Annotated in this window: 22 protein-coding genes and 2 tRNA genes; 10 read left to right on the top strand and 14 right to left on the bottom strand. The window is 31.5% G+C overall.

Annotation, left to right across the window (positions count from 1 at the left end):
* Positions 1-19: 19 nt before the first annotated feature.
* Positions 20-670 (bottom strand): DUF4331 domain-containing protein, encoded by a 651-nt coding sequence (locus tag L1S33_RS13190; RefSeq protein WP_262914350.1) that lies wholly within the window; start codon positions 668-670, stop codon positions 20-22.
* Between the two features lie 211 nt (positions 671-881).
* Here L1S33_RS13190 and L1S33_RS08835 point away from each other — a divergent pair, with 211 nt between their 5' ends.
* The 7 genes from L1S33_RS08835 (at position 882) to L1S33_RS08805 (ending at position 7,012) form a co-directional block, all read left to right on the top strand.
* The gene (locus tag L1S33_RS08835) at positions 882-1,766 is read left to right on the top strand and encodes a TIGR01777 family oxidoreductase (protein ID WP_240562049.1); all 885 of its coding nucleotides are present in this window, start codon (positions 882-884) and stop codon (positions 1,764-1,766) included.
* A 53-nt stretch (positions 1,767-1,819) separates the two neighbouring features.
* Positions 1,820-1,893 (top strand) — tRNA-Thr (locus L1S33_RS08830).
* Positions 1,894-1,990: 97 nt separating this feature from the next.
* On the top strand, positions 1,991-2,596 hold the full coding sequence (gene udk / locus L1S33_RS08825) for a uridine kinase (RefSeq protein WP_240553083.1): 606 nt from the start codon (positions 1,991-1,993) through the stop codon (positions 2,594-2,596).
* A gap of 4 nt (positions 2,597-2,600) precedes the next feature.
* Positions 2,601-2,918 (top strand): FtsB family cell division protein, encoded by a 318-nt coding sequence (locus L1S33_RS08820; RefSeq protein WP_240552822.1) that lies wholly within the window; start codon positions 2,601-2,603, stop codon positions 2,916-2,918.
* Positions 2,918-4,264 carry a methylmalonyl-CoA mutase subunit beta gene (locus L1S33_RS08815; protein ID WP_240562048.1) on the top strand — a complete coding sequence of 449 codons (1,347 nt, stop codon included), beginning with the start codon at positions 2,918-2,920 and terminating at the stop codon, positions 4,262-4,264. Before L1S33_RS08820 ends, L1S33_RS08815 begins: the two co-directional genes overlap by 1 nt.
* Positions 4,257-6,317, top strand: coding sequence for a methylmalonyl-CoA mutase (scpA, locus tag L1S33_RS08810; RefSeq protein ID WP_240562047.1), 2,061 nt, complete (start codon positions 4,257-4,259; stop codon positions 6,315-6,317). Before L1S33_RS08815 ends, scpA begins: the two co-directional genes overlap by 8 nt.
* Before the next feature lie 101 nt (positions 6,318-6,418).
* Entirely contained in the window at positions 6,419-7,012 is a 594-nt protein-coding gene (locus L1S33_RS08805) for a hypothetical protein (RefSeq protein ID WP_240562046.1), read from the top strand.
* Positions 7,013-7,166: 154 nt separating this feature from the next.
* Here the strand turns inward: L1S33_RS08805 and hutH are convergent, their stop codons facing one another.
* Positions 7,167-8,672 (bottom strand): histidine ammonia-lyase, encoded by a 1,506-nt coding sequence (gene hutH / locus L1S33_RS08800; protein ID WP_240552827.1) that lies wholly within the window; start codon positions 8,670-8,672, stop codon positions 7,167-7,169.
* Positions 8,673-8,768: 96 nt separating this feature from the next.
* On the opposite strand from hutH, the gene L1S33_RS08795 reads away from it, so the two are divergent.
* The gene (locus L1S33_RS08795) at positions 8,769-9,827 is read left to right on the top strand and encodes a TlpA family protein disulfide reductase (RefSeq protein ID WP_240562045.1); all 1,059 of its coding nucleotides are present in this window, start codon (positions 8,769-8,771) and stop codon (positions 9,825-9,827) included.
* An 83-nt stretch (positions 9,828-9,910) separates the two neighbouring features.
* Here L1S33_RS08795 and L1S33_RS08790 read toward each other — a convergent pair whose 3' ends face one another.
* The 6 genes from L1S33_RS08790 to L1S33_RS08765 all read right to left on the bottom strand — a co-directional run bounded on the left by L1S33_RS08790 (position 9,911) and on the right by L1S33_RS08765 (position 15,343).
* Positions 9,911-10,864 carry an acetyl-CoA carboxylase carboxyltransferase subunit alpha gene (locus tag L1S33_RS08790; protein WP_240562044.1) on the bottom strand — a complete coding sequence of 318 codons (954 nt, stop codon included), beginning with the start codon at positions 10,862-10,864 and terminating at the stop codon, positions 9,911-9,913.
* Between the two features lie 85 nt (positions 10,865-10,949).
* A complete protein-coding gene (locus L1S33_RS08785) occupies positions 10,950-11,846 on the bottom strand; it encodes a DMT family transporter (protein ID WP_240552831.1) in 897 nt (298 codons plus the stop codon).
* Positions 11,833-12,918 carry an LptF/LptG family permease gene (locus L1S33_RS08780; protein ID WP_240552832.1) on the bottom strand — a complete coding sequence of 362 codons (1,086 nt, stop codon included), beginning with the start codon at positions 12,916-12,918 and terminating at the stop codon, positions 11,833-11,835. The genes L1S33_RS08785 and L1S33_RS08780 overlap by 14 nt, the downstream gene beginning before the upstream one ends.
* 54 nt (positions 12,919-12,972) lie before the next feature.
* Complete coding sequence (tgt, locus tag L1S33_RS08775; RefSeq protein WP_240552833.1) at positions 12,973-14,103, bottom strand: tRNA guanosine(34) transglycosylase Tgt; 1,131 nt, start codon at positions 14,101-14,103, stop codon at positions 12,973-12,975.
* 211 nt (positions 14,104-14,314) lie between these two features.
* Positions 14,315-15,205 (bottom strand): 23S rRNA pseudouridine(2604) synthase RluF, encoded by an 891-nt coding sequence (rluF, locus tag L1S33_RS08770; RefSeq protein WP_240552834.1) that lies wholly within the window; start codon positions 15,203-15,205, stop codon positions 14,315-14,317.
* Positions 15,206-15,258: 53 nt separating this feature from the next.
* Positions 15,259-15,343: transfer RNA gene (locus L1S33_RS08765), tRNA-Ser, on the bottom strand.
* Between the two features lie 154 nt (positions 15,344-15,497).
* Here L1S33_RS08765 and aroC point away from each other — a divergent pair.
* Complete coding sequence (gene aroC / locus L1S33_RS08760) at positions 15,498-16,559, top strand: chorismate synthase (RefSeq protein ID WP_240562043.1); 1,062 nt, start codon at positions 15,498-15,500, stop codon at positions 16,557-16,559.
* A gap of 79 nt (positions 16,560-16,638) precedes the next feature.
* Here aroC and L1S33_RS08755 read toward each other — a convergent pair whose 3' ends face one another.
* From L1S33_RS08755 to L1S33_RS08730, 6 genes are all read right to left on the bottom strand, one after another.
* Positions 16,639-17,796, bottom strand: a complete 1,158-nt coding sequence (locus tag L1S33_RS08755) for an acyl-CoA dehydrogenase family protein (RefSeq protein ID WP_240562042.1) — start codon at positions 17,794-17,796, stop codon at positions 16,639-16,641.
* Positions 17,797-17,824: 28 nt separating this feature from the next.
* A complete protein-coding gene (locus L1S33_RS08750; RefSeq protein ID WP_240562041.1) occupies positions 17,825-18,535 on the bottom strand; it encodes a ComEA family DNA-binding protein in 711 nt (236 codons plus the stop codon).
* 9 nt (positions 18,536-18,544) lie between these two features.
* Positions 18,545-20,176 (bottom strand): alanine/glycine:cation symporter family protein, encoded by a 1,632-nt coding sequence (locus tag L1S33_RS08745; RefSeq protein WP_240552838.1) that lies wholly within the window; start codon positions 20,174-20,176, stop codon positions 18,545-18,547.
* Positions 20,177-20,264: 88 nt separating this feature from the next.
* Positions 20,265-21,161, bottom strand: coding sequence for a dTDP-4-dehydrorhamnose reductase (gene rfbD / locus L1S33_RS08740; RefSeq protein WP_240562040.1), 897 nt, complete (start codon positions 21,159-21,161; stop codon positions 20,265-20,267).
* Positions 21,161-22,162, bottom strand: coding sequence for a potassium channel family protein (locus tag L1S33_RS08735; protein ID WP_240552840.1), 1,002 nt, complete (start codon positions 22,160-22,162; stop codon positions 21,161-21,163). Before L1S33_RS08735 ends, rfbD begins: the two co-directional genes overlap by 1 nt.
* Positions 22,159-22,383, bottom strand: a complete 225-nt coding sequence (locus tag L1S33_RS08730) for a PspC domain-containing protein (protein WP_240552841.1) — start codon at positions 22,381-22,383, stop codon at positions 22,159-22,161. Before L1S33_RS08730 ends, L1S33_RS08735 begins: the two co-directional genes overlap by 4 nt.
* A 109-nt stretch (positions 22,384-22,492) precedes the next feature.
* Here L1S33_RS08730 and uvrA point away from each other — a divergent pair, with 109 nt between their 5' ends.
* Positions 22,493-25,318 (top strand): excinuclease ABC subunit UvrA, encoded by a 2,826-nt coding sequence (uvrA, locus tag L1S33_RS08725; protein ID WP_240562039.1) that lies wholly within the window; start codon positions 22,493-22,495, stop codon positions 25,316-25,318.
* The last annotated feature ends 22 nt before the right edge of the window (positions 25,319-25,340 follow it).

Genomic DNA, 25,340 nt, shown 5'->3' with positions numbered 1-25,340 from the left:
GTTTTTTGTAGTTAATTAATTATGATTTTACTTTAGATTCTACCCAAGTATTAATTGAACCTGAACCACCAATTTGTGATTTTGGAACCTCAATAACAATAGACATTACGTTTGTTCCTGCAAAAGTATCTGAACCTGGGTTGTTAAAACTAGATGCATTACCTCCAATTATTTCGCCATATTGAGCAAAATCCATAAAGAAAGGATCATCTCTTGGCCCAGCAAAAAACTTCATATCTCCAGCATAACCTATAGCAGGAGCATCATTATAAGAACTAATATCAACACTACCTACAGCGCTAGAAGTTCCAATTGTACTATTTAACCCAGTTGTTCCTGGAGCAAATGGTCCAAAGAAATACATTTTACCATCTCTAGGAATTGCTTGAATTACTAAGTCTTCAGTTGCATCTGCATCTGTATCAATATTAAATTCAATTAATACGTTTTCATCAAAACTTGCAGCATCAGTTGCTGAAGGACTTAATAATCCTTGAACATTTGCTACAAACACAATATTATTAGTGTCTTCTGCTTGAAAGGCGTAAAAATCGGTAATATCACTTGATCCTCCGCTTACAGCTGGTGCATCAATATGATCGGCGGCGTATAAAAAAAGTCCTACTGTTAGTAAAACACATCCTCCTAAAATTAATTTCATTTTTTTCATGATTTGTAAATTTTTAGTTAATTATTATTGTTCAACCATACTTACGAGGAAAAAGAAGATGCGGTTTTCTTTTTTTGCTTTTTATTTTAAATTAATCTTCAAAAAGCTGATTTACAGATACTTGAATTTTAAATAAATTTCAATTATTTTTAATTCAATAAAAGAAAACAGCATTTAACCTTTCTCTTTTATTCTTTATTTGTATTTTTAAATGATGAATAAAATATTAATAACGGGAGGAACAGGTTTAGTTGGAAGATATCTTCAGAAAAAACTACAAGAAAAAAACTATAGTGTAGTTATTCTTACTAGAAACCCAACTTTAAAAAATGAGTTTAAGTGGAATATTGCAGAAGAATATATAGATGATGCCGCTTTTAAAGATATAACACATATTATTCATTTAGCTGGAGCTGGAATTGCTGATAAACGTTGGACAGATAAAAGAAAACAAGAACTAATAAATAGTAGAGTAAAATCTGCCAACCTTTTATTTAAAAAAGTTAAAGAATTAGAAATTAATTTAAAAGGTTTTATTTCTGCATCCGGAATTGGCTATTACGGAGCCATAACTTCTGATAAAATTTTTACCGAAGAAGATAAACCTGAAAATGATTTCATATCCAAAATATGTATAAAATGGGAAGCAGCTGCAAATCAATTTAAAAAACTAAATGTACCTGTTAGCATTTTAAGAACTGGGGTTGTTTTAGCAAAAAACGGTGGTGCTCTGCAAAAAATGAACACTCCTCTGTTTCTTTCTGCTCTTGGAAACGGAAATCAATATATGCCTTGGATTCATATAGAAGACTTGTGTAATTTGTATATAAATACCATAGAAAACACAAAATATACTGGTGTTTTAAATGCCGTATCACCTGAACATCAAACCAATAACTCTTTTACCAAAGCTTTAGGAAAAAGTTTAAAAAAGGCTGTTTTACCAATGAATGCACCAAGTTTTGTGTTAAAAACTGCTTTAGGAGAATTGGCATATATTTTATTAAAAGGAAGTAGAGTTTCTTCAGAAAAGGTTGAAAATCTGGGATTTAAATTCAAATTTAAAACATTAGAAAAAGCATTTAAAAATTTATAAAAAAGTTGTTGCGCAGTTTCAAAAATTTATATTTCTTTGTCGCGTTAAAAAAAGCCGATGTAGCTCAGCTGGCTAGAGCAGCTGATTTGTAATCAGCAGGTCGTGGGTTCGAGTCCCTCCATCGGCTCTTAAATTAAAAAGACATCTTTTCAGATGTCTTTTTTTATGGTTTAAATTCACTAAATTTGTTTTCAATTATTTCATAAAATTCACAAATGAAAAACATGCTTATTATTGGTATTGCTGGCGGAACAGGAAGCGGAAAAACTACCGTTGTAAATCAAATTATAAATCAACTTCCTTCAGATGAAGTTTGTGTAATATCTCAAGATTCTTATTACAAAGCTACAGACAACCTTTCTTACGAAGAAAGAACAAAAATAAATTTCGATCATCCTAGAGCAATTGATTTTGAATTATTAGTTCAGCATTTATCAGCTTTAAAAAGAGAAGAAATAATTGAACAACCTGTATATTCTTTTGTAACGCACAACAGAACAAAAGACACTATAAAAACGCATCCTAGAAAAGTAATTATTGTTGAAGGAATTCTTATCTTTAACAGTGAAGAATTACGTAAATTATGCGACATTAAAATCTATGTTCATGCAGATGCAGATGAACGTTTAATTCGTAGAATTAGAAGAGATATTAATGAAAGAGGAAGAGATATTGATGAAGTTTTAAGTAGATACCAAGATACCTTAAAGCCAATGCATCAGCAATTTATTGAGCCAACAAAAAACTATGCAGATATTATAATACCTAATGATAGATATAATACTGTAGCCATAGATATTGTAAGAACCGTTATTAGCGAAAGACTATAAAAACATGACTTTTAAACAACTTAAACAAAAACCATATTTTAAATTTATTACAAATTTTTATGTTTTAGCGTTAACTATTTTTGTTGTTTGGATGTTTTTTTTTGATGAGAATTCTTTCCTCACACATAGAGAATTTAACAAAGAAATTAACGAATTAGAAACTTCTATAGATTATTATAAGAACAGAATTTCTGACGATAAATCTACCATAGAAAAACTACAAGATTCTTTATCATTAGAGCGCTACGCACGCGAAAAGTATTTAATGAAAAAAGAAAATGAAGACGTTTATATAATAGAATTTGATACCATAAAAAAGTAATGAGCAGCTATTTATTTGATGAATTTAATGAAGTGACGCCCAAAGCCTGGAAGCAAAAAATTCAAGCAGATTTAAAAGGGTTAGACTATAATGAAACACTACTTTGGCATACTGATGAAGGTATAACCGTAAAACCTTTCTATACCAAAGAAGACCAAACAAATACAGCTTTAAATGTTTCTAAAAACGGATTTAAAATTTGCCAATCAATTTTTATTGATGATGAAAAAGTTGCCAATCAATTAGCTATTGATGCATTAAAAAGAGGCGCTACAGCAATTGAGTTTACTGCAAACAAATCATTTGACTATAAAACGACACTTAAAAATATTGATGTTGCTTTTACTAAAATTTATTTCAACTTTAATTTTCTTTCAGCAGATTTTACTACCGAAATAGCAGCCTTTACAAATTCTAAAAACTGTTACTACAATGTAGATATTATTGGCAATTTAGCCAAAACAGGTAATTGGTTTAACAACCTAAATGAAGATCATAAACAATTAGAGAAGATTGTTGCAACAGTTACTAATTCTCTTGCAGTAAATGTTTCTATATATCAAAATACTGGGGCAAATATTGTACAACAATTGGCGTACGCTTTGGCGCATGCTAACGAATACTTAAATCACTTTGGAAAAGATGTTGCTGAAAAAATTTATTTTAAATTTTCAGTAGGCACAAACTACTTTTTTGAAATTGCAAAACTAAGAGCTTTTAGAGTTTTGTGGGCTTCACTTTTAAAAGAATACGACACAACAGCACAAGCACATATTTTTACACAACCAAGTTTGCGTAACAAAACATTATACGATTATAACGTAAACATGTTACGAACAACTTCTGAAAGTATGAGCGCTATTTTAGGCGGTTCGGACACAGTTTCAAACAATTCTTACGATTCAATTTATCATAAATCAAATGAATTTGGTGAACGAATTTCACGTAATCAACTGTTGATTCTTCAGCAAGAAAGTGAACTTTCTGAAGCACAAAATATTGCAGACGGAACGTATTACATTGAAAGTATTACCGAGCAGTTAGCTGAAAAAGCATTAGAAATCTTTAAACTGATAGAAAATGGTGGTGGATTTTTAAAACAATTGAAAGAAGGTATTATTCAGAAGAAAATAAAAGAATCTGCAGACAAAGAACAGGCAAAGTTTGATGCTGGAGAATTGGTGTTATTAGGTACCAATAAAATTAAGAATGAAGAAGACAAAATGAAAAACGATTTAGAATTGTTTCCATTTGTTAAAAAGCGTTCAGAAAAGACATTAATTCAGCCACTTATTCAAAAAAGATTAGCTGAAAATTTAGAACAAGAAAGACTGAAAGATGAGTAGAAAAGACATATCAAATATCAGTTTAGACAAAAAACAACAAGAAAAAACTTCTTTTAAACACGAAGATTTTGTTGCAGGTTTAGCGCCAAATTTACGAGGTCCTTATTCTACAATGTATGTTCGTAGAGCTTGGACAATAAGACAATACGCAGGTTTTTCTACTGCAGAAGAAAGCAATGCATTTTACAGAAGAAATTTAGCTGCTGGTCAAAAAGGTTTATCAGTCGCCTTTGATTTAGCTACGCATAGAGGTTACGATTCTGATCATGAACGTGTGCAAGGAGATGTTGGAAAAGCAGGAGTTGCTATCGATTCTGTGGAAGACATGAAGGTTTTGTTTGACCAAATTCCGTTAGATAAAATGTCCGTTTCTATGACAATGAACGGAGCCGTTTTACCAATTTTAGCGTTTTATATTGTTGCTGCAGAAGAACAAGGAGTTGCTCCAGAATTATTAGCAGGAACCATTCAGAATGATATCTTGAAAGAGTTTATGGTGCGTAATACGTACATTTACCCACCAACTCCATCAATGAAAATTATTGCGGATATTTTTAAGTTTACTTCTGAAAATATGCCAAAATTTAATTCGATTTCTATTTCTGGTTATCACATGCAAGAAGCAGGTGCAACTCCAGAAATTGAGTTAGCATATACGTTAGCAGACGGATTAGAATATATTAGAAAAGGTATTGAAGCCGGAATGGATATTGACACCTTTGCTCCTCGCCTATCTTTTTTCTGGGCAATTGGAATGCAACATTTTAAAGAGATTGCAAAATTACGAGCAGGAAGAATGTTATGGGCAAAAATTGTAAAACAATTTAATCCAAAAAACCCAAAATCTTTAGCATTAAGAACGCATTGCCAAACAAGCGGTTGGTCTTTAACAGAACAAGATCCTTTTAATAACGTAGCCAGAACTACTATAGAAGCTATGGCTGCAGCTTTTGGAGGAACACAATCTTTACACACAAATGCATTGGACGAAGCAATTGCGTTACCAACAGATTTCTCTGCGCGTATTGCAAGAAATACCCAAATATATTTACAAGAAGAAACGCATATTACCAAAACGGTAGATCCTTGGGCAGGAAGTTATCATATTGAAAAACTTACGGAAGAAATTGCCAACAAAGCATGGGAATTAATCGAAGAAGTGGAAGAACTTGGAGGAATGACAAAAGCCATAGAAAAAGGAATTCCGAAAATGCGTATCGAAGAAGCTGCTGCAATAAAACAAGCTAAAATTGACAGCGGTAGCGATGTTATAGTTGGTGTTAACAAATATCAGTTAAAAGAAGAAGAACCTCTACACATTTTAGAAGTTGATAACGAAGCTGTTAGACAATCTCAAATTGACCGTTTAAATATCTTAAAAGCTGATAGAAATTCTGCAGAAGTAGCAAAATCTTTAGCAGATTTAACAGCTTGCGCAAAATCAAGTAAAGGAAATTTATTAGATTTGGCTGTAAAAGCAGCAAGAAACAGAGCCACTTTAGGTGAAATTTCTGATGCTTTAGAAACTGTTTTTGACAGACATAAAGCAGTACATAAAACCATTTCTGGCGTGTATAGTAAAGAAATAAAAGACGATAAATTGTTTAAAAAAGCAACGGATTTAGCCGATAAATTTGCAACTTTAGAAGGTAGAAGGCCTCGAATTATGATTGCAAAACTAGGACAAGATGGCCATGACAGAGGCGCAAAAGTTGTTGCAACTGGTTATGCCGACTTAGGTTTTGATGTAGATATTGGCCCACTTTTTCAAACTCCACAAGAAGCAACAAAACAAGCTATAGAAAACGATGTTCATATTCTTGGAATATCATCTTTAGCAGCTGGACATAAAACTTTAGTACCGCAAGTAATTGCAGAACTAAAAAAGTACGATCGAGAAGATATTATGGTAATTGTTGGTGGTGTTATTCCTGCCCAAGATTATCAGTTTTTATTTGATGCTGGCGCTGTTGGTGTATTTGGTCCTGGAACCAAAATTGCACAAGCTGCAATTGATATGCTTACTATTTTAATTGATAGTTTTGCCGAATAATTTGCTTTGTTTCTAAACTTCTTTTTAGGTAACTTCGCTAAGTCCTGATATAAGTCATTAAAACGACGCATATCTGCATTAAAGTTACCTAACATTACGAAATGCAACAAAAATTGATAATACAAGTCGTAATTGGATATATGTATAAAGTTTTGAAAAATAAACTTGACACTTCTGATTTTAAAAATGAATTTGCAGCAATAAGACACGGTGACTATTTTGATTTCATTAAATTAATCGGAAAGAAAATTGATTTTATAGTAGTCTATAATAGCGGTTTAATTGATAATGATGTAAACATAAAAAAAGATGATATTGATTATGTTGGATTAATTAAATCTGGTGAATCATTAATCGAGTTTTATAAAAAATGTTATTTAAAATTTGGAGAGATAAATGATACTGATTTACCTGATTTGTATTTTGAAAAAGCAACTAAATTTGAACTTGGTTTACGAATGCATTTAAATAACAAAAGATTAAAAAAGGAAAGAAAAACGCTTGAAAATGTAATAAATGAGATTTCTACATTAAAAAAATTAACAGACTTAGAAACTGAAAAATTACATAAAGGGAGAAAATTCTTGAATTTTATAAAGAGACCTGAAAAGTTGAAATCTAATTGGAAAACTGTTTCATCTGATTTTGATAATGCGTACTCAATATTGATAGATAAAGGATTAACGATTGAATAAAAAACGTTAGGTAACACCGTATATAATTTATTGCTTGGCTCTATTCTAATTACGAAAATCCTCACGGATTTTCTATTCGATTTCCTTTTGCTATTTTAATTGCTTAACCACGCAACTAATCATCACACAAACACGTTAGCGATATTTACAGATTTTATCCAAACAATTCAGTTACTTCAATAGTAAAACCATCTATAAATTGTGAAGCCTTTTTAATATCGTGATGCATAACTCGGTCTTCCTCTACAATAGATACTTCATTTCTAAATAAACCTACAAGAGATTCTAAAAAAGGAGACGTTTTTCCGTTACCAAAACTCAATGCTTGCGAAGCTGTAAACAATTCAATTGCTAAAACAGTTTGTACATTATCTACTATTTTTTTTGCTTTAGTTGCTGAATTTGCTCCCATAGAAACATGATCTTCTTGTCCGTTACTAGACTCAATAGAATCTACACTTGCTGGTGTTGCATATTGTTTATTTTGACTAACAATACTTGCTGCTGTGTACTGTGGAATCATAAAACCTGAGTTTAAACCAGGATTGGAAACTAAAAATGGTGGTAAATGTCTGTGTCCAGAAACTAATTGATAGGTTCTTCGTTCGGAAATATTTGCCAATTCTGCCATTGCAATCGCTAAAAAGTCCAAAGCTAATGCTAAAGGTTGACCATGAAAATTTCCTCCAGAAATTAACAAATCTTCATCTACAAATACATTTGGATTGTCTGTAACTGAATTAATTTCGGTAATAAACGTCTTTTTCACAAAGGCTAACGTATCTTTTGTTGCTCCATGAACTTGTGGCATACAACGAAAAGAATATGGATCTTGAACATGTTTTTTCTCTTGATTTATTAATGTGCTTTCTTCTAAAAATTCTGATATTCTTTTAGCTGTTTTTAATTGTCCGTTATGAGGACGCACTAGATGAATCAACTCATTAAAAGGCTCAATTCTTCCATCAAAAGCTTCTAAAGAAAGTGCACCAATTGTATCTGCTAAATAAGATAATTTATACGCTTTTAAAAGGTTTGAAACTCCGTATGCAGACATAAACTGTGTTCCGTTTAACAACGCTAAACCTTCCTTCGATTTAAATTGAATAGATTGCCAATTAAATTTATCTAATATTTCTTTTCCACTAATTTTTTCGCCTTCAAAATATACTTCTCCTAAACCAATTAAAGGCAAAGCTAGATGTGCCAATGGAGATAAATCTCCAGAAGCTCCTAATGAACCTTGTGTATAAACAACAGGGAAAATATTATTATTATAAAAATCTACTAACCTATTTATAATTTCTAGTTGTACACCAGAATGACCATAACTTAACGATTGAATTTTTAACAATAACATTAGTTTTACAATTTCTTGCGGAACCTCATCTCCTGCTCCACAAGCATGACTCATTACTAAGTTTTCTTGTAATTTCTGTAAGTCTTTACCATCAATTTTCACATTATACAAGGCTCCAAAACCTGTGTTAATTCCATAAATAGGTTTAGAGTTTTCTTGCATTTTAGCATCCAAATAAGCACGACATTTTATAACTTTAGCTATTGAATCTTCTGATAATTGCAATTTTTTATCTGTATGCAATAAATCGTGAATTGTTTCTAAATCTAACTGTTTGCTACTTATTATATGTTGGTTCATTTTACGCTTATTTGGTATATCAAAAATCAGTAATCAAAATAAGGTATGCAAATTTTTAGTGTATCTTTGTTCGAATTCAATAAAACAATTCAAAAAATGAAAAAAATATCACTTATAATTTTAGCTCTTATTACTATAGTTTCTTGTACTAAAGAGCATTCTAAAGACTTTTTAACTTTTCAAGGAACCTTAGAAAATAATACCGATTCTATTTTAACTATATCTGGACAAGGTTTTAATAAAACTATTAAAATTAATGCTGATGGAAGTTTTAAAGACACCATGAAAGTTACAAAATCTGATATTTACCCAATGCAAACCAACACTGGAAAACGTGGCTTTATTCATTTAGCAAACGGTTATAATTTAACCCTAACGGGAGATTCTGATGATTTTTTAAACAGTTTTAAATATACTGGTGAAGGTTCTGAAGGAAATAACTTTGGTGTTGCTCAAGTATTATTTAGTAGAGAGAATGGAAATCCTATGGAATATTTTGCATTAGAAAAAGATGCTTTTGATGCCAAAATAGCTTCAATTAAAGAAGGAATGGAAAACTTATACAGTAAATATAAAAATGCTGATACTTCTTTAATAAATAAAGTAAAGGGTCAAAACAAACAAATGTTCGATTTTTTAGAAAAAGGATATGAAAAACAACATCCAGCTGCTAAACAACGTGCCGAAGTTATGGCTAAAGTTGCCAAAGGAAAACCTTCTCCTAAGTTTGTAAATTATGAAAACTATAAAGGTGGAACAACTTCTTTAGATGATTTAAAAGGAAAGTTTGTTTATATAGATTTATGGGCAACTTGGTGCGGACCTTGTATTAGAGAGATTCCTTCTTTACAAAAATTAGAAGCTGAATATCATGATAAAAATGTAGCATTTGTAAGTATTTCTTCTGATAGTGACAGAAGAAGCCAAGGTTCTTGGGAAAAAGCAAATACAAAGTGGAAAAATTTTGTTGCTAAAAAAGAACTTACAGGAATTCAATTATGGGCAGGAAAAGACATTAGCTTTATGAGAGATTATCAAGTAAATAGTATTCCACGTTTTATTTTAATTGACCCACAAGGTAACATTGTAGATAATAACGCTCCAAGACCTTCTGACCCTGAATTAAAAAAATTATTTACTGAGTTAGGAGTTTAGTTTTAGCTAAGCTGTTAGTAAAAATAAAAAAGACGCAATTTTAATAAAAATTGCGTCTTTTTTTGTTCAATATTTAATAGAAACTATTCTTTATAAACACCCATATCTGCGTATTTATCCATACGTTTTGCTACTAAGTCTTTTGCAGATAAGTCTTTTAATTCTCCAAAAGCACTTACTATTTGCTCTTGTACAACTTTAAAAGCGCTTTCTCTATCTCTATGTGCTCCACCAATTGGTTCTTTAATAATACCATCAATTAGTTTCATCTTCTTCATGTCTTCACCTGTAAGCTTTAAAGCTTCAGCTGCTTGCTCTTTATATTCCCAACTACGCCATAAAATTGAAGAACAAGATTCTGGAGAAATTACGGTGTACCATGTGTTTTCCATCATGTAAACTTTATCTCCAACACCTATTCCTAATGCTCCACCAGAAGCTCCTTCACCAATAACAATTGTTATAATTGGAGTTTTTAAACGAGTCATTTCAAGAATATTTCTTGCAATTGCTTCTCCCTGCCCACGTTCTTCTGCTTCTAAACCTGGATATGCACCTGGAGTATCTAATAAAGTAACAACAGGAATTCCAAATTTCTCTGCCATTTTCATTAAACGTAAAGCTTTTCTATAACCTTCTGGATTTGCCATACCAAAGTTTCGGTATTGACGTGTTTTGGTATTGTAACCTTTTTGTTGACCTATAAACATAAAACTTTGGTCGCCAATTTTACCTAAACCACCAATCATAGCTTTATCATCTTTTACGTTTCTATCTCCATGAAGCTCCATAAAAGTATCTCCGCAAATTGCATTGATATAATCTAAAGTATACGGTCTGTTTGGATGACGTGATAATTGCACACGTTGCCAAGCAGTAATGTTTTTATATATGTCTTTTTTTGCTTTCTCTAATTTCTTTTCAATCTTTTTACATGTAGCTGTTACGTCAACTTCACTTTCTTCTCCAATCGCGTAACACTTTACTAATTGATCTTCCAATTCTTTTATTGGTAATTCAAAATCTAAATATTCCATTATGATTGATTATGGTTGTTTGTATCAGCAAACATACTATAAAATTTTAGTTGAATTGTATAATACGTTAACTTTTTACAAACAGTTATTGTTTGTTTTTCTTAATAAACTTCGATTTATTCTTCAATATACCATTAATTAAAACGGTAGACAACACTATTAATGCTCCGTAATAAAAAGCTGGATTCATTTGTTCTGTTTCTCCAAAAATTAATAATGCTAGTACAATGGCATAAATTGGCTCTAAGTTAATAGTTAACATTACTGTGTATGGTGTTATATATTTCATTACATGTACAGAAGCAATAAAAGCATAGGCTGTACAAAAACTACTTAAAATTAAAAGATAAACCCAGTCTGAGGTTTGTAATTGAAAAAAATCTGCAGTAAAACTTTGTGTAAAGAAAAGAAATACGGTTATTCCTAACACACCAAATAAAAGTTGATAAAACGATATAACTTCAGGCTTATATTCTTTAACAAATAAACCATTTAGCACTGCAAATAACGCCGATAAAAAGGAAGAAATTAACGCGTAAATTATTCCTTCAACATACCTACTTTCAAAATTAAAGATAATATAAAGTCCAAATATTACCAACAAACCGAGTAGAATTTCAACTAACTTAAGTTTTCTTTTGAAGAAAATTGGCTCTAATAATGAGGTGAAAAAAGCTCCGGTGCTCATCATTACTAAAGCAACCGAAACGTTAGAAACTTTTATCGCTTTAAAAAAAGTTACCCAATGTAAAGCTATTATAATTCCGGTTAAAGCAAATTTTAAGAGTCCTTTTTTATCTGCTTTAAATTTCTTTTTGGTTATTAAAAAGTATCCAAAAATAAAAATAACAGCTAAACCCATTCTATACCAAACTAACGGAATAGCATCAATAGAAATTAGTTTTCCAAGAATTGCGGTAAACCCCCAAATGAAAACTATAAAGTGTAAATGAAGATAATTTTTAAGTTTATTTTCTAGCATTTAAATAAAGATAAACTGCGTAAGCGCCAAAAACAATATTTGGCATCCAAACATTTAATAAAGGGTCTGCTCCTGCTACTGCTCCTAACACCTCTGCAACTTTTAAAAAGAATACATAAATAAACATAACAGCTACACCTAAAGCTAAGTTAATACCTGTTCCTCCACGTCGTTTTCTTTGTGCCAAAGCTACAGCAATTAACGTTAGTACATAAGTAGCCATTGGTAAACTTGTTCTTTTATACAGCTCTACTAAATAAGCATTTAAGTTTTTTATACCTCTTTTTTTAGATAGATCAATAAATGAAATTAAATCATTTGAAGGCATTTCTTGTGCTAAAGCAGCCTTATAATCGAAATCTTTTGGTGTAAATGCAAAAACAGTATCTAAACTATTCCCAGAAAAAATACTGTCTCGGTTACTAAAGACTTTTCTTTCTTTCCAATTGTATAATTTAAAGGTAGAATCTTTTTTGTTCCAGTTTATTCTATCTGCAGTTAACCTTGTTTTTAACGCTAAACCATGATAGGTTTCTGTTGAAAAATTATATCCTGAATTTCTTTCTAAATCAAAGTTTTGCAGAAAAATATAGGTGCTATCGTTTAGTTGCAAACTAAAATCTCTAATGGATTTATCTTTATAATTTTGTTTCTTTATATATGTGTTTTCAAACTCTTTTCTAATTTTATTACTGTTTGGCACTACAAAATGATTCATAGCTAAAGCTACAACTACAACAATAGTTGCGCCTATAAAATAAGGATATAGAAAACGTTTAAAAGAAATTTGAGCACTATTAATAGCTATAATTTCTGTATTATTTGCTAATCTAGAAGTAAATAAAATTACAGCAATAAACAATGCCAAAGGCATAAAAGTATTGGCATAATAGATGATGAAATTCTTGTAATATTCGTCTACTATTTGAAAAAAAGTTAAGTTTTCGTGACGTAAAAACTTATCAATTTTTTCAGAAATATCAATAGCAACTGCAATAGGTATCAATATTAATAAGGTAAACAAAAATGTTACCAAAAAACGTTTTAATATGTACCAATCTAGAATTTTCAATGTATATAAATCTATTTTTTAGATTCCTGATTTCCACAGGAATAACAACAATTATTACAAACGATTATCCATTTGTTTAACCATCTTATCTTTCCACTCTCTAAAGTCTCCAGCAATAATATGTTTTCTTGCTTCACGTGTTAACCAAACATAAAATCCTAAATTATGAATAGAAGCTATTTGCTTTCCTAACATTTCTTTAGCAACAAATAAATGACGTAAATAGGCTTTAGAGTACATTGTATCTACCCAAGTAATTCCCATATCATCAATTGGAGAAAAATCTTGTTCCCACTTTTTATTTTTAATGTTGATAGAACCGTGTGCTGTAAATAACATTCCGTTTCTAGCATTACGTGTTGGCATCACACAGTCAAACATATCGATACCTAAAGCAATGTTTTCTAGAATATTAATTGGCGTACCAACTCCCATTAAATAACGTGGTTTATCTTCTGGTAAAATTTCTGTTACAACTTCTGTCATTGCATACATTTCTTCCGCTGGCTCACCAACAGAAAGTCCTCCAATTGCATTTGCTTGCTGACCAGAGTTCGCTATGTATTCTGCAGATTGTCTTCGTAAATCTTTATAAGTACTTCCTTGCACAATTGGCATAAAAGTTTGCTCATAACCATATTTAAAAGGTAGTTTTTCTAAATGATTTATACATCTATCCAACCATCTATGCGTCATGTGCATTGATCGTTTTGCGTAATTATAATCGCAAGGATATGGTGTACACTCATCAAATGCCATAATAATATCGGCACCAATTGTACGTTGCGTTTCCATTACGTTTTCAGGTGAAAAGAAATGTGTAGAACCGTCAATATGACTTTTAAATTTTACGCCTTCTTCTTTTATTTTTCTTCTTCCTGAAAGAGAATATACTTGATAACCTCCAGAATCGGTTAAGATATTGCGATCCCAATTCATAAACTTATGCAAACCTCCTGCTGCTTCCAAAACTTCTAATTTTGGACGCAAGAATAAATGATAGGTATTTCCTAAAATTATATCTGGATTTATTTGGTCTTTTAATTCTGATTGATGAACGCCTTTTACTGTACCAACTGTACCAACTGGCATAAAAATAGGAGTTTCTATTGTACCGTGATCTGTTGTTATTGTTCCAGCTCTAGCTTTACTTTTTTCGTCTGTGGTGTGTAAGTCAAATTTCATTGGTGGCAAAGATAGTATTATTTAAAGATTGAAAAATTAAAAGACTCTTAAAAATAGAAGCTTTTAACAGCTCTTATAGAAGTAATTAAAAATTGATATTACCAATAGTTGGCAAAAATACGCGTTAAGGATTGCAATGGAAATCCTTTTTCTGAGGAACGAAGAAAAAGATTGAAGTGAAAAGCCTGACCTGAAAGGTAACGCCCAAATATTACCAGCGTTTCTTTTTTGATGAAAAACCTGCGTTTCTTTTTTTGTTTTTAGGCGATGATTTTCTGAATGAAGCGCTTTTTTTATTGAAATCGTTTTTTGTTGGCGCTGCTTTTTTCTTTGAAACTTTCTTTTTCGGTTTCTCTTTAACAAGAGACGCTTCTTCAGTTTTTGAAGAAGAAGAAATCATTTTATTGATTTCCTGCATTTCCTCTTCGGTTAATTCTCGCCAATCTCCCGCTTGCAAATAACCCAGTTCTACATTCATAATTCTTGTTCGCTTTAACTTAGTTACCTCATAATCTAAGTGCTCACACATTCTACGAATTTGTCTATTTAAGCCTTGCGTTAAAATGATTTTAAAAATTTTATCACTTACTTTTTCAACCAAACATTTTTTAGTTACGGTTCCTAAAATCGGGATTCCATTTCCCATTTTTCGAATAAAATCGTCTGTAATTTTTTTATCTACAGTTACAAAGTACTCTTTTTCATGGTTGTTTCCTGCTCGTAAAATCTTGTTAACAATATCTCCGTCATTGGTTAAGAAAATTAAACCTTCTGATGGTTTGTCTAAACGCCCAATTGGAAAAAGTCTTTCTGGATAATTTACATGCGAAACAATATTTTTCGGCTCTCTTTCATCTGTAGTAGAAACAATACCTACTGGCTTATTTAAAGCAATGTAAAGTGTATTATTTTTTGGTTTTACAAGTCGTCCATCTAATTTTACAACATCGTTTCTGCCAACTCTATTTCCTAATTGAGTTGGTTTTCCGTTTATTGTAACTCTTCCTTCATTAATAAATTTCTCCGCTTCTCTACGAGAACAAATTCCTGAAGAACTTATATATTTATTAAGGTTTGTAGATTTTTGATTGTTGTTTTCCATTGTTGCAAATGTATAAAAAGAAAAAAGCTTAAAACAAATGTTTTAAGCTTTTGCGGAGAGTAAGGGATTCGAACCCCTGGACCTGTTACAGTCAACAGTTTTCAAGACTGCCGCATTCGACCACTCTGCCAACTCTCCAAAGTGTCTCATCAGATATTCTCTGATTGCGGGTGCAAATATAATACCCTTTTTTGTTTCTAGAAACATTTTTCGATATTTTTTTGCATTTTTTACCAATAGAGCTTCTTTGGCTTAACATAAAATATTAAATTCGTGCTTTAATATATATACTATGTTTAATTCTTTTGGAAATTTATTACGTCTTACCTCCTTTGGAGAGTCACATGGAACCGCAATTGGCGGAGTTATTGATGGTTTTCCTGCCGGCTTGAAGGTTAACCTCGAAGCTATTCAACAAGAATTAGATAGACGTAAACCTGGACAGTCTAAAATTGTTACGCAACGTAAAGAACCAGATACAGTTGAGTTTTTATCTGGAATTTTTGAAGGAACTACTACTGGTACTTCAATTGGGTTTGTTATTAGAAACACCAATCAAAAAAGTAAAGACTACAACCACAATACCAATATCTATAGACCTTCACATGCAGATTATACGTATGATAAAAAATACGGAATAAGAGATTATCGTGGTGGCGGACGTAGTTCAGCTCGTGAAACTGCCAATTGGGTAGTTGCTGGCGCTCTGGCAAAGCAATTAATTGCTCATATAAATATTAATGCATTCACATCTTCTGTTGGAGATATCTTTATTGATAAACCTTATCAAGATTTAGATTTTTCTAAAACTGAAAATAACGTAGTTCGTTGTCCAGATGAAACTTCCGCTGAAAAAATGATTTCTAAAATTACTGAAATTAAAAAAGCTGGAGACACTATTGGCGGAACTATAACTTGTGTCATAAAAAATATGCCTATTGGTTTGGGAGAACCAATTTTTAACAAACTACATGCAGAATTAGGTAAAGCTATGCTTTCTATAAATGCTGTTAAAGGTTTTGAATTTGGAAGCGGATTTTGTGGAGCTAAGATGAAAGGTTCGGAACATAACGATATTTTTAACGAAGACGGAACTACAGTTTCTAATTTGTCTGGTGGAATACAAGGTGGAATTAGCAACGGAATGGATATCTATTTTAGAGTTGCTTTTAAACCTGTAGCAACCATTATGCAAAATCAGCAAACTATAAATTCTGAAGGAGAATTAACAGAAATTCACGGAAAAGGAAGACACGATCCTTGTGTTGTACCTAGAGCAGTACCTATTGTTGAAGCTTTAGCTGCTTTAGTTTTAGCAGATTTTTGGTTATTGAATAGAACTAGAACTGTTTAATTATCTTTTATATTTAACGAATCATAAAAAAACCGAAACTTAATAGTTTCGGTTTTTTCATTTTATAAATACTTTTTTTTTAAGTTGCAGGCTTATACTCTTTCTTATCAATTACCATTTTTGCGATAATCTCTTTTAAGATTTCAGAAGTTCCACCACCAATTGGTCCTAAACGGCTATCACGTAATAAACGTGCCATTGGATATTCTTCCATGTAACCATAACCTCCTAACAACTGTAATGCTTCATAAATTACTTCATCAGCCATTTTGGTTGATAATAATTTACTCATACTGGCTTCTTTTACAACGTAAACTCCGTCATTTAAACGCTTTGCAATTGAGTAATTGTATTCTCTACACATATCTACTCTACTTGCCATTTCAGCAATTTTATGACGCAATACCTGAAACCTATCTAAAGATTTTCCGAACGCAACACGTTCTTCCATATACTTTACAGCATATTCTACAGCATAATCGGCTCTTGCATGGGCGTTAATTCCCATAACTAAACGCTCTAAAGCAAAGTGTTGCATAACATAAGGAAATCCTTTTCCTTCTTCTCCCATTAAGTTTTCAGCAGGAATGACAACATTATCAAAAGCAATTTCTGCGGTATCTGAGGCTCTCCAACCTAATTTATCTAATTTGGTAGCTGAAATTCCCGGAGTATCTCTATCCACTACAAAAATACTCATTCCCTTGTACTTATCTTCAGGGTTTGTTTTTGCAACAACTACTAAATAGTCTGAATACACTCCGTTTGTAATAAACGTTTTAGATCCGTTTAACACATAAGTATCTCCTTTTTTAACAGCAGTTGTGCGCATTCCTGCGACATCAGATCCTCCAAAAGGCTCTGTAATACACAAACATCCTATTTTATCACCTTCAATACTTGGTGCTAAATACTCTCTTTTAATTCGATCATCACCCTCTTTATTTAAGTGTGTCATGGCTAAATATCCATGTGCCCACATATTTGCCGCGAATCCACCAGAATTTATTTTTTGTAATTCTTCTAAAAAGATTACTGTGTAAAATAAATCTAAATTCATTCCACCATATTCTTCAGGTTGATTTATTCCGAAGTAACCCATTTCACCGAATTTCTTCCAAATAAAACGTTCTACGGTTCCTGTTTTTTCCCATTTATCTATATGTGGAACTACCTCTTTCTGTAAAAATTCCCGAAAACTTTGTCGAAAGGATTCGTGTTCTTCTGTAAAGTACATATGTCTGTTTTTAGTTGTTTGTTGCTGTTTATTTAGCAGTCAAATATACAATTATTCTCTCGTATTTTTCTATTGGAAAACCTTCGATATTTTTGATTTCAGAGATATCTTGTAGTTCTGCAACCTCATCCCTAAATTCAAAAATTTTCTTACATAAGTCATAATCTATTCCTGGAATTTTAAGCAACTCTTTAAACGTTGCTGTGTTTACGTTTAATTTAATAATTGCTTCTTTTTCTTCAGAAATTTCTTCAAAATCTTCTTCTTCAAAAGCTTTTTCTATAGAACTTAATTTCTTTTTCTTATTTCGATTTTTCTTAGAAGTTAACCAATCTGGAAATTTAAAATACAGAACCATCGTTTGCAATAAACTGTCTGATATTTTTGTAAGCTGTTGAAATTCTTTTACAGAATTCACATATTTATTTTGCTTTCTAAACTGATGTAATCTATCAATTTCCTTTAAAGACATTCCTAATTGCTTGCCTTTAAAATCTGTAATAAAATTGGGATTAAATGGATAGATTTTTGGTTTTCGAGATTCAACTTCAATAGCTTTTAAACTGTCTATTTCTTGCTGAAATACTAATAATTCAGAAGTATTTGTCTCGTGTAATTCTTCCGAAGAAAAATCTACAAATGCATATGTTAATTGAAGAACTACAATAAGTAGTATTAAAAAGAAAATCCCATTTCTTTGGCTTTTGTTATACCAGAAATGGGATTTAAATATGTTCATAATAAAATATTATGCTTTAGCTTCTTTTATAGCGTCTGTATATCTTTTTAATTGTTTTTTAACAACTGGGAATAAGAAATACAATCCTACCATATTAGGGAATACCATTGCAAAAATCATTGCATCAGAGAAATCCCAAATAGATTTCATACTTGCTGCCGCACCAATTACAACAAATAATAAAAATAATAATTTGTATGTTAAATCTGCTTTTTTACCTCTACCAAATAAATACTTCCAAGACTGTAATCCATAATAAGACCAAGAAATCATTGTAGAAACTGCAAATAATACTACTGCAATAGTTAAGAATACATTAGAAAAAGGGATGTACTCTGCAAATGCTGCTGAAGTTATTCCAGCTCCTTCTAATCTTACACCTTCAATAAATACTCCACCACTTCCGTCTCCTCCATATTGGAAAACTGTTGCTCCAGAAGCATCACCTCCAAAGTTAAAAATAATAATTACTAAGGCTGTCATTGTACAAATTAATACTGTATCAATAAACGGCTCTAATAATGCTACTAAACCTTCAGATGCTGAATATTTTGTTTTTACTGCTGAATGCGCAATTGATGCAGAACCTGCACCTGCTTCGTTTGAAAATGCAGCTCTTTTAAATCCTACTAATAATACACCTATAAAACCACCAACTCCAATAGCTGTTGGATTAAATGCTTCTCTAAAAATTAAAGCAAATGCATCATCAACTAGAGAAAAGTTAGAACCTAAAATATATAAACAAGCTAACACATATAATCCTGCCATAAACGGAACTACTTTCTCTGTAACTTGTGCAATTCTTTTAATTCCTCCGATAATTATAATACCTACTATAATTGCTAATACAACTCCAATGATTGCTCCAGCTGCAGAACTTTCTAATCCTAACAACTCTTTTAATACTACAGTTGCTTGGTTAGATTGAGCAGCGTTACCACCACCAAAAGATCCTCCAATACAGAAAATTGCAAAAATTACTGCTGCAATTTTTCCAATCATTTCAAATCCTCTCTCTTTTAAACCTTTACTTATGTAGTACATTGGTCCACCATAAACAGTTCCGTCTTCTCCAACATCTCTATATTGAACTCCTAATGTACATTCTACAAATTTTGTAGACATTCCTAAGAATCCACAAACAACCATCCAAAATGTTGCTCCTGGACCACCTAAGGCAATTGCTAATGCAACACCTGCAATGTTACCATTACCAACTGTTCCAGAAACTGCTGTTGCTAAGGCTTGAAAGTGTGTAACTTCTCCTTCTGCACTTTCATCTTTAATTGTTTCTCTAATATCTCCTCCTGGAGTACTATCTCCATACGCTTCGTCAACGCCATGACCGTCATCTAAATCATCATATTTACCTCTAACAACGTTAATTGCTGTTTTAAAATGAAAAAGATTCGGAAATTTAAAATAAATAGTAAAAAACAAAGCACTAAATACTAATAGAAGAAGTACAAATGGAATTTCTATACTCTCACTTTTGTAAATCGGGAAGAAAATTACGCTACTAAAAAAATCTGATATTGGCTTAAATGCCTCGTCTATACGTTGATCTAGACCTTTTTCTTGAGCAAATGTAAACATCGGCGCTAAGATTGCTAACAATGTTAGTAATTGTTTCTTCATAATATTAAGTGTTAGTTTTTTAAATTTGTAGCTCGCAATATCATAAAAAATTGCACTTTTGACAAGTTTTGCTCGTTAAAAGTGAAATTTATATTAGTTTTTCTTTAAATTTTTGTAAATTTTCTTTAAAAGATTTTGACTGAAAACCAAGAATTTTAATAGATTTATCTAAATTAAAACCTGTTTTTGGTGGCCTTTTTGCTTTTTGATTTAAAGTTGCAGTAGAAATTGGTTTTATCAAGTTTTCATCTAATTCAAAGACTTCGGCAATTTGTTGTGCCATTTCATAAATACTTAATAGCTTGTTAGACGAAATATTAAAGATTCCCTTAGCTTCTTCTTGCATTGCTAACAAACATGCTCTTGCTAACTCTTCTACATAAGTTGGCATTCTAAATTGATCGTTAACAATAGTAACTTCATCTTTGTCTTCTAACTTTTCTTTTAACCATAAAACGAGGTTTCCTTTATTCATTTTTGCTACTTTACCAAAAACTAAAATTGTACGTAAAATAGTGTAATCTATGGTTGAGTTTACAATTACTTCTTCAGCTAATAATTTTGATTTTCCGTAATAGTTAACAGGGTTTGGAATATCGGTTTCTTTATAACTTCCTTTTGTTCCATCAAAAATAAAATCAGTAGAAATATGTATTAAATGGGCATTTAACTCCTTAGTTACAGCAACTAAATGCTTTACTGCATCTACATTTACTGCATCACACAACTCTTTATTATCTTCACAAAAATCTACATTTGTAATTGCTGCTGCGTTAATAATAAAATGTGGTTTTACAGCTCTTATTGTACTTAAAAGTAAGTCTGTATTTGTTATATCAATTCCAAAATAATGATATCCATCTTCAGTTGGAAACCTGTTTTTACCTTTAGATATCGCGATAACATTACAACGTGTATCTAACAATTGCTTTAACAGCGTTTGCCCTAACAAACCATTACTTCCTGTGATGAGTACTTTTATCATTAGAACAATTCTCTAAGTTTGGTTATCTGCTCTGGACGTCCTAAAATAATTAAATTAGAATCTAAAACTAACTCCGTATTTGCTTCTGGATTAATAATATATTCTTTGTTTGGTGTTTTATAACCAATTACCGTACAACCTGTTTTCTTACGTAAGTCTAAATCTAAAATAGTTTTACCAATATACTTTTCTGGAAGATTATTAACATCAATCTCCTCTAAATTTGTTGTGGTTTCTCCTGAAATTGTTAATTGGTCTACAAACTCAATAACATCTGGAGTAACAACTAAAGATGCCATATGAGCACCACCTAATTTATCTGGCATAATTACATTTTCTGCGCCAGCAATTTTAAGTTTACTAGATGAAGATTCTTTAGAAGCTCTACTTATAATTTTACATTCTTTATTTAATTGATTTGCCGTTAACACCACAAATAAGTTATCTGCATCCGAAGGTAAAGCTGTAATTAAATAGGAAGCTTTATCTATACCTGCACGCAGCATCGTTTCATCTGTAGTTGCATCTCCTTGAACATTTAAAACTCCTTCTGCATCTAATTTTTTTACAAGTGTTTGGTTTTTTTCTACAACAACAAAGTCCTTATTATAACTTTTAAGCTTTGCAATTGCTTGTTTTCCATTTCTACCATAACCACAAACTATGGTGTGTCCATTAAGTTTTGTTATTTTCTTCTCCACTTTTTTGTGTTTAAAATGTTCAAATAATTGTCCCGTAATTAAATATTCTGAAAATGATGAAATTGTATAACCAACTACAACCACACTCGTTAAAATTAAGAATACAGCAAAAATCTTATCTGCATCTGTAAAAGGATGTACTTCACTAAAACCAACAGTAGATATTGTAATTACTGTCATATAAAGTGCATCTATAAAACCGTAACCAGAAATTACCATAAAACCAAAAACACCCAATAATATTATTATAAAAAAGAGTGTTAAAGCGCGGTATAATTTAGATTCGAACATTTTATTCATAAATCGAAAACTGAACTTCTTTTAGTGTAAATCATATCCTTTAATCGTAATAAAAAAGCCAATGTTAAATACAAACCAAAAGACAAACCAACGGTTACAAAAGAAATGTATATAAAAAATATACGCACATTTTTTGCACGCATACCTAATTTGTCTGCAAATCGAGAAAAAACACCAAAACCGTGTTTCTCAAAAAAATGTCTTACTGAATTTAATCCCATTAACGCTTTTATTATAACTGCAAGATACTATTTTCAACTGATTTGTTTGCAACATACAAACCAAAACTCAAATCAAATTGGTAACTTTGCTTTTTTCCAAAAAATAACAATGGCTAAAGAGCAAGAATTTATAGAAGTTTATGGAGCAAGAGCTCATAATCTAAAAAATATTGATGTAAAAATTCCTCGTGAAAAGCTTGTAGTTATTACTGGTTTAAGTGGAAGCGGAAAATCTTCATTAGCTTTTGATACTATTTATGCTGAAGGACAAAGACGTTATATTGAAACATTTTCTGCATATGCACGTCAGTTTTTAGGCGGATTAGAAAGACCCGATGTTGATAAAATAGATGGACTTTCTCCTGTTATTTCCATAGAACAAAAAACTACAAACAAGAGTCCGCGCTCTACCGTTGGTACAATTACAGAGATTTACGATTTCCTTCGTTTATTATTTGCAAGAGCCGCCGACGCTTACTCGTATAATACTGGCGAGAAAATGGTGAGTTATGCTGATGAACAAATTAGAGACTTAATTTTAAAAGATTTTGACGGAAAAAGAATTGCCGTCTTAGCACCTTTAGTAAAATCCAGGAAAGGACATTATCGTGAGCTTTTTGAGCAAATTTCCAAGCAAGGTTTTGTTCGTGTTCGTGTTGATGGAGAAATAAAGGAGATTGAAAAAGGAATGAAACTAGATCGTTATAAAACACACGATATAGAAGTAGTTATAGATAGATTAGTTGTTAATGAATCTGCTGAAAAAAGATTAGAAGAAACCATAAAAACCGCGTTATATTCTGGTAATAATATTTTAATGGTTATTGATGTTGATGCTGAAAAACCACGTTATTTTAGTCGTGAGTTAATGTGTCCAACAAGCGGAATTGCCTATCCAAATCCAGAACCAAATACGTTTTCATTTAATTCTCCAAAAGGAGCTTGCCAAAGCTGTAATGGTTTAGGTATTACCAATGAAATTAATCAACAAAAAGTAATTCCAGATACTTCAATTTCTATTAAAAACGGAGGAATTGTTCCGTTAGGTGAACAAAAAGGAAGTTGGATTTTTAAACAGCTTGAAAATATTGCAGAACGTTATAAGTTTAAATTAACTGATCCTATTTCTAAAATTCCGAAGGAAGCAAAAGAAATTATTTTAAATGGAGGAAAAGAAACCTTTAAAATTTCTGCAAAAGCTGCTGGCGTAACAAAAAATTACGAAATTGACTTTGAAGGAATTATTTCATTTATTGAAAATCAATATAAAAATGCCGAAAGCACAACAATTAAACGTTGGGCAAAAGGATTTATGGATGAAGTTTCTTGCTCTACTTGTGGGGGAAAAAGGCTTAAAATTGAAGCACTTCATTTTAAAATTATCGACAAGAACATTAGCGATTTAGCACAAATGGATGTTACAGAACTTGCTAACTGGTTCAAAAACATTGAAAAAAACTTATCAGAAAAACAATTAACCATTGCTGCTGAAATCCTGAAAGAAATAAGAACTCGTATTCAGTTTTTGGTAGATGTTGGTTTGGATTATTTAACCTTAGACAGAACATCAAAATCGCTTTCTGGTGGAGAAGCGCAACGAATTCGTTTGGCAACTCAAATTGGCTCTCAATTAGTGGGTGTTTTATATATTTTAGATGAACCAAGTATTGGTTTACATCAACGAGATAATCAAAAACTGATTGATTCTTTAGTAAAATTGCGCGATATTGGTAATTCGGTTTTAGTTGTAGAACACGATGAAGACATGATTAAAAGTGCCGACTTTGTCTTTGATATTGGTCCTGGAGCGGGAAGACATGGTGGCGAAATTGTAAGTCAAGGAACTTTTAATGAAATCAAAAAAGAAAAAACCTTAACAGCAGATTATTTATCAAAAAGAAAACAAATAGAAGTTCCGAAGGAAAGAAGAAAAGGAAACGGAAAAACCATTAAACTTTCTGGAGCAACAGGTAATAATTTAAAAAATGTTTCCGTAGAATTTCCGCTTGGAAAAATGATTTGCGTTACCGGAGTTTCTGGAAGCGGAAAATCGACTTTAATAAACGAAACTTTATACCCAATTCTTAACGCACATATTTACAGAGGTGTTAAAAAACCAATGCCGTATAAAAAAATAACAGGTTTAGAACATATTGATAAGGTTATTGACATTGACCAATCTCCTATTGGAAGAACACCACGTTCTAATCCGGCAACCTACACAGGAACTTTTGGCGAAATCAGAAGTTTATTTGCTAAAATGCCAGAAGCTGCAATTCGTGGTTATAAGCCAGGACGTTTCAGTTTTAATGTAAAAGGCGGACGTTGTGAAACTTGCCAAGGTGGCGGAGTTCGAGTTATTGAAATGAATTTTTTACCTGATGTTCAAGTTGAATGTGAAACCTGTCAAGGAAAACGTTTTAACAGAGAAACACTGGAAATTAGATATAAAGGGAAATCAATTTCAGACATCTTAAATATGACTATTGAAGATGCTACAGATTTCTTTGAGCACATTCCTAAGATTTACAGAAAATTAAAAACCATTAAAGATGTTGGTTTAGGCTATATAACACTTGGGCAACAATCTACTACGCTTTCTGGAGGAGAAGCGCAACGTATAAAATTAGCTTCTGAATTGTCTAAAAGAGACACTGGAAATACTTTTTACATTTTAGACGAACCTACAACTGGACTTCATTTTGAAGACATAAGAGTTTTAATGGAAGTTTTAAATAAATTAGCTAACAAAGGAAACACTGTTTTAATAATTGAACACAATATGGACGTTATAAAACTAGCGGATTATATTATTGATATTGGAATGGAAGGCGGAAAAAATGGTGGAAAAGTATTAACTTCTGGAACACCAGAACAAGTTGCAAAACATAAAACAAGTTATACTGCCAAGTTTTTGAAAAAAGAATTACTTTAGCAGGCTTGCTTTTATGCAAGAA

It is taken from the genome of Tenacibaculum aquimarinum, assembly GCF_022478115.1.
GTDB lineage: Bacteria > Bacteroidota > Bacteroidia > Flavobacteriales > Flavobacteriaceae > Polaribacter > Polaribacter aquimarinum_A.
The sequence above is the reverse complement of the archived record's forward strand: the minus strand, read 5'-3'. Positions and strand labels throughout refer to the sequence as shown.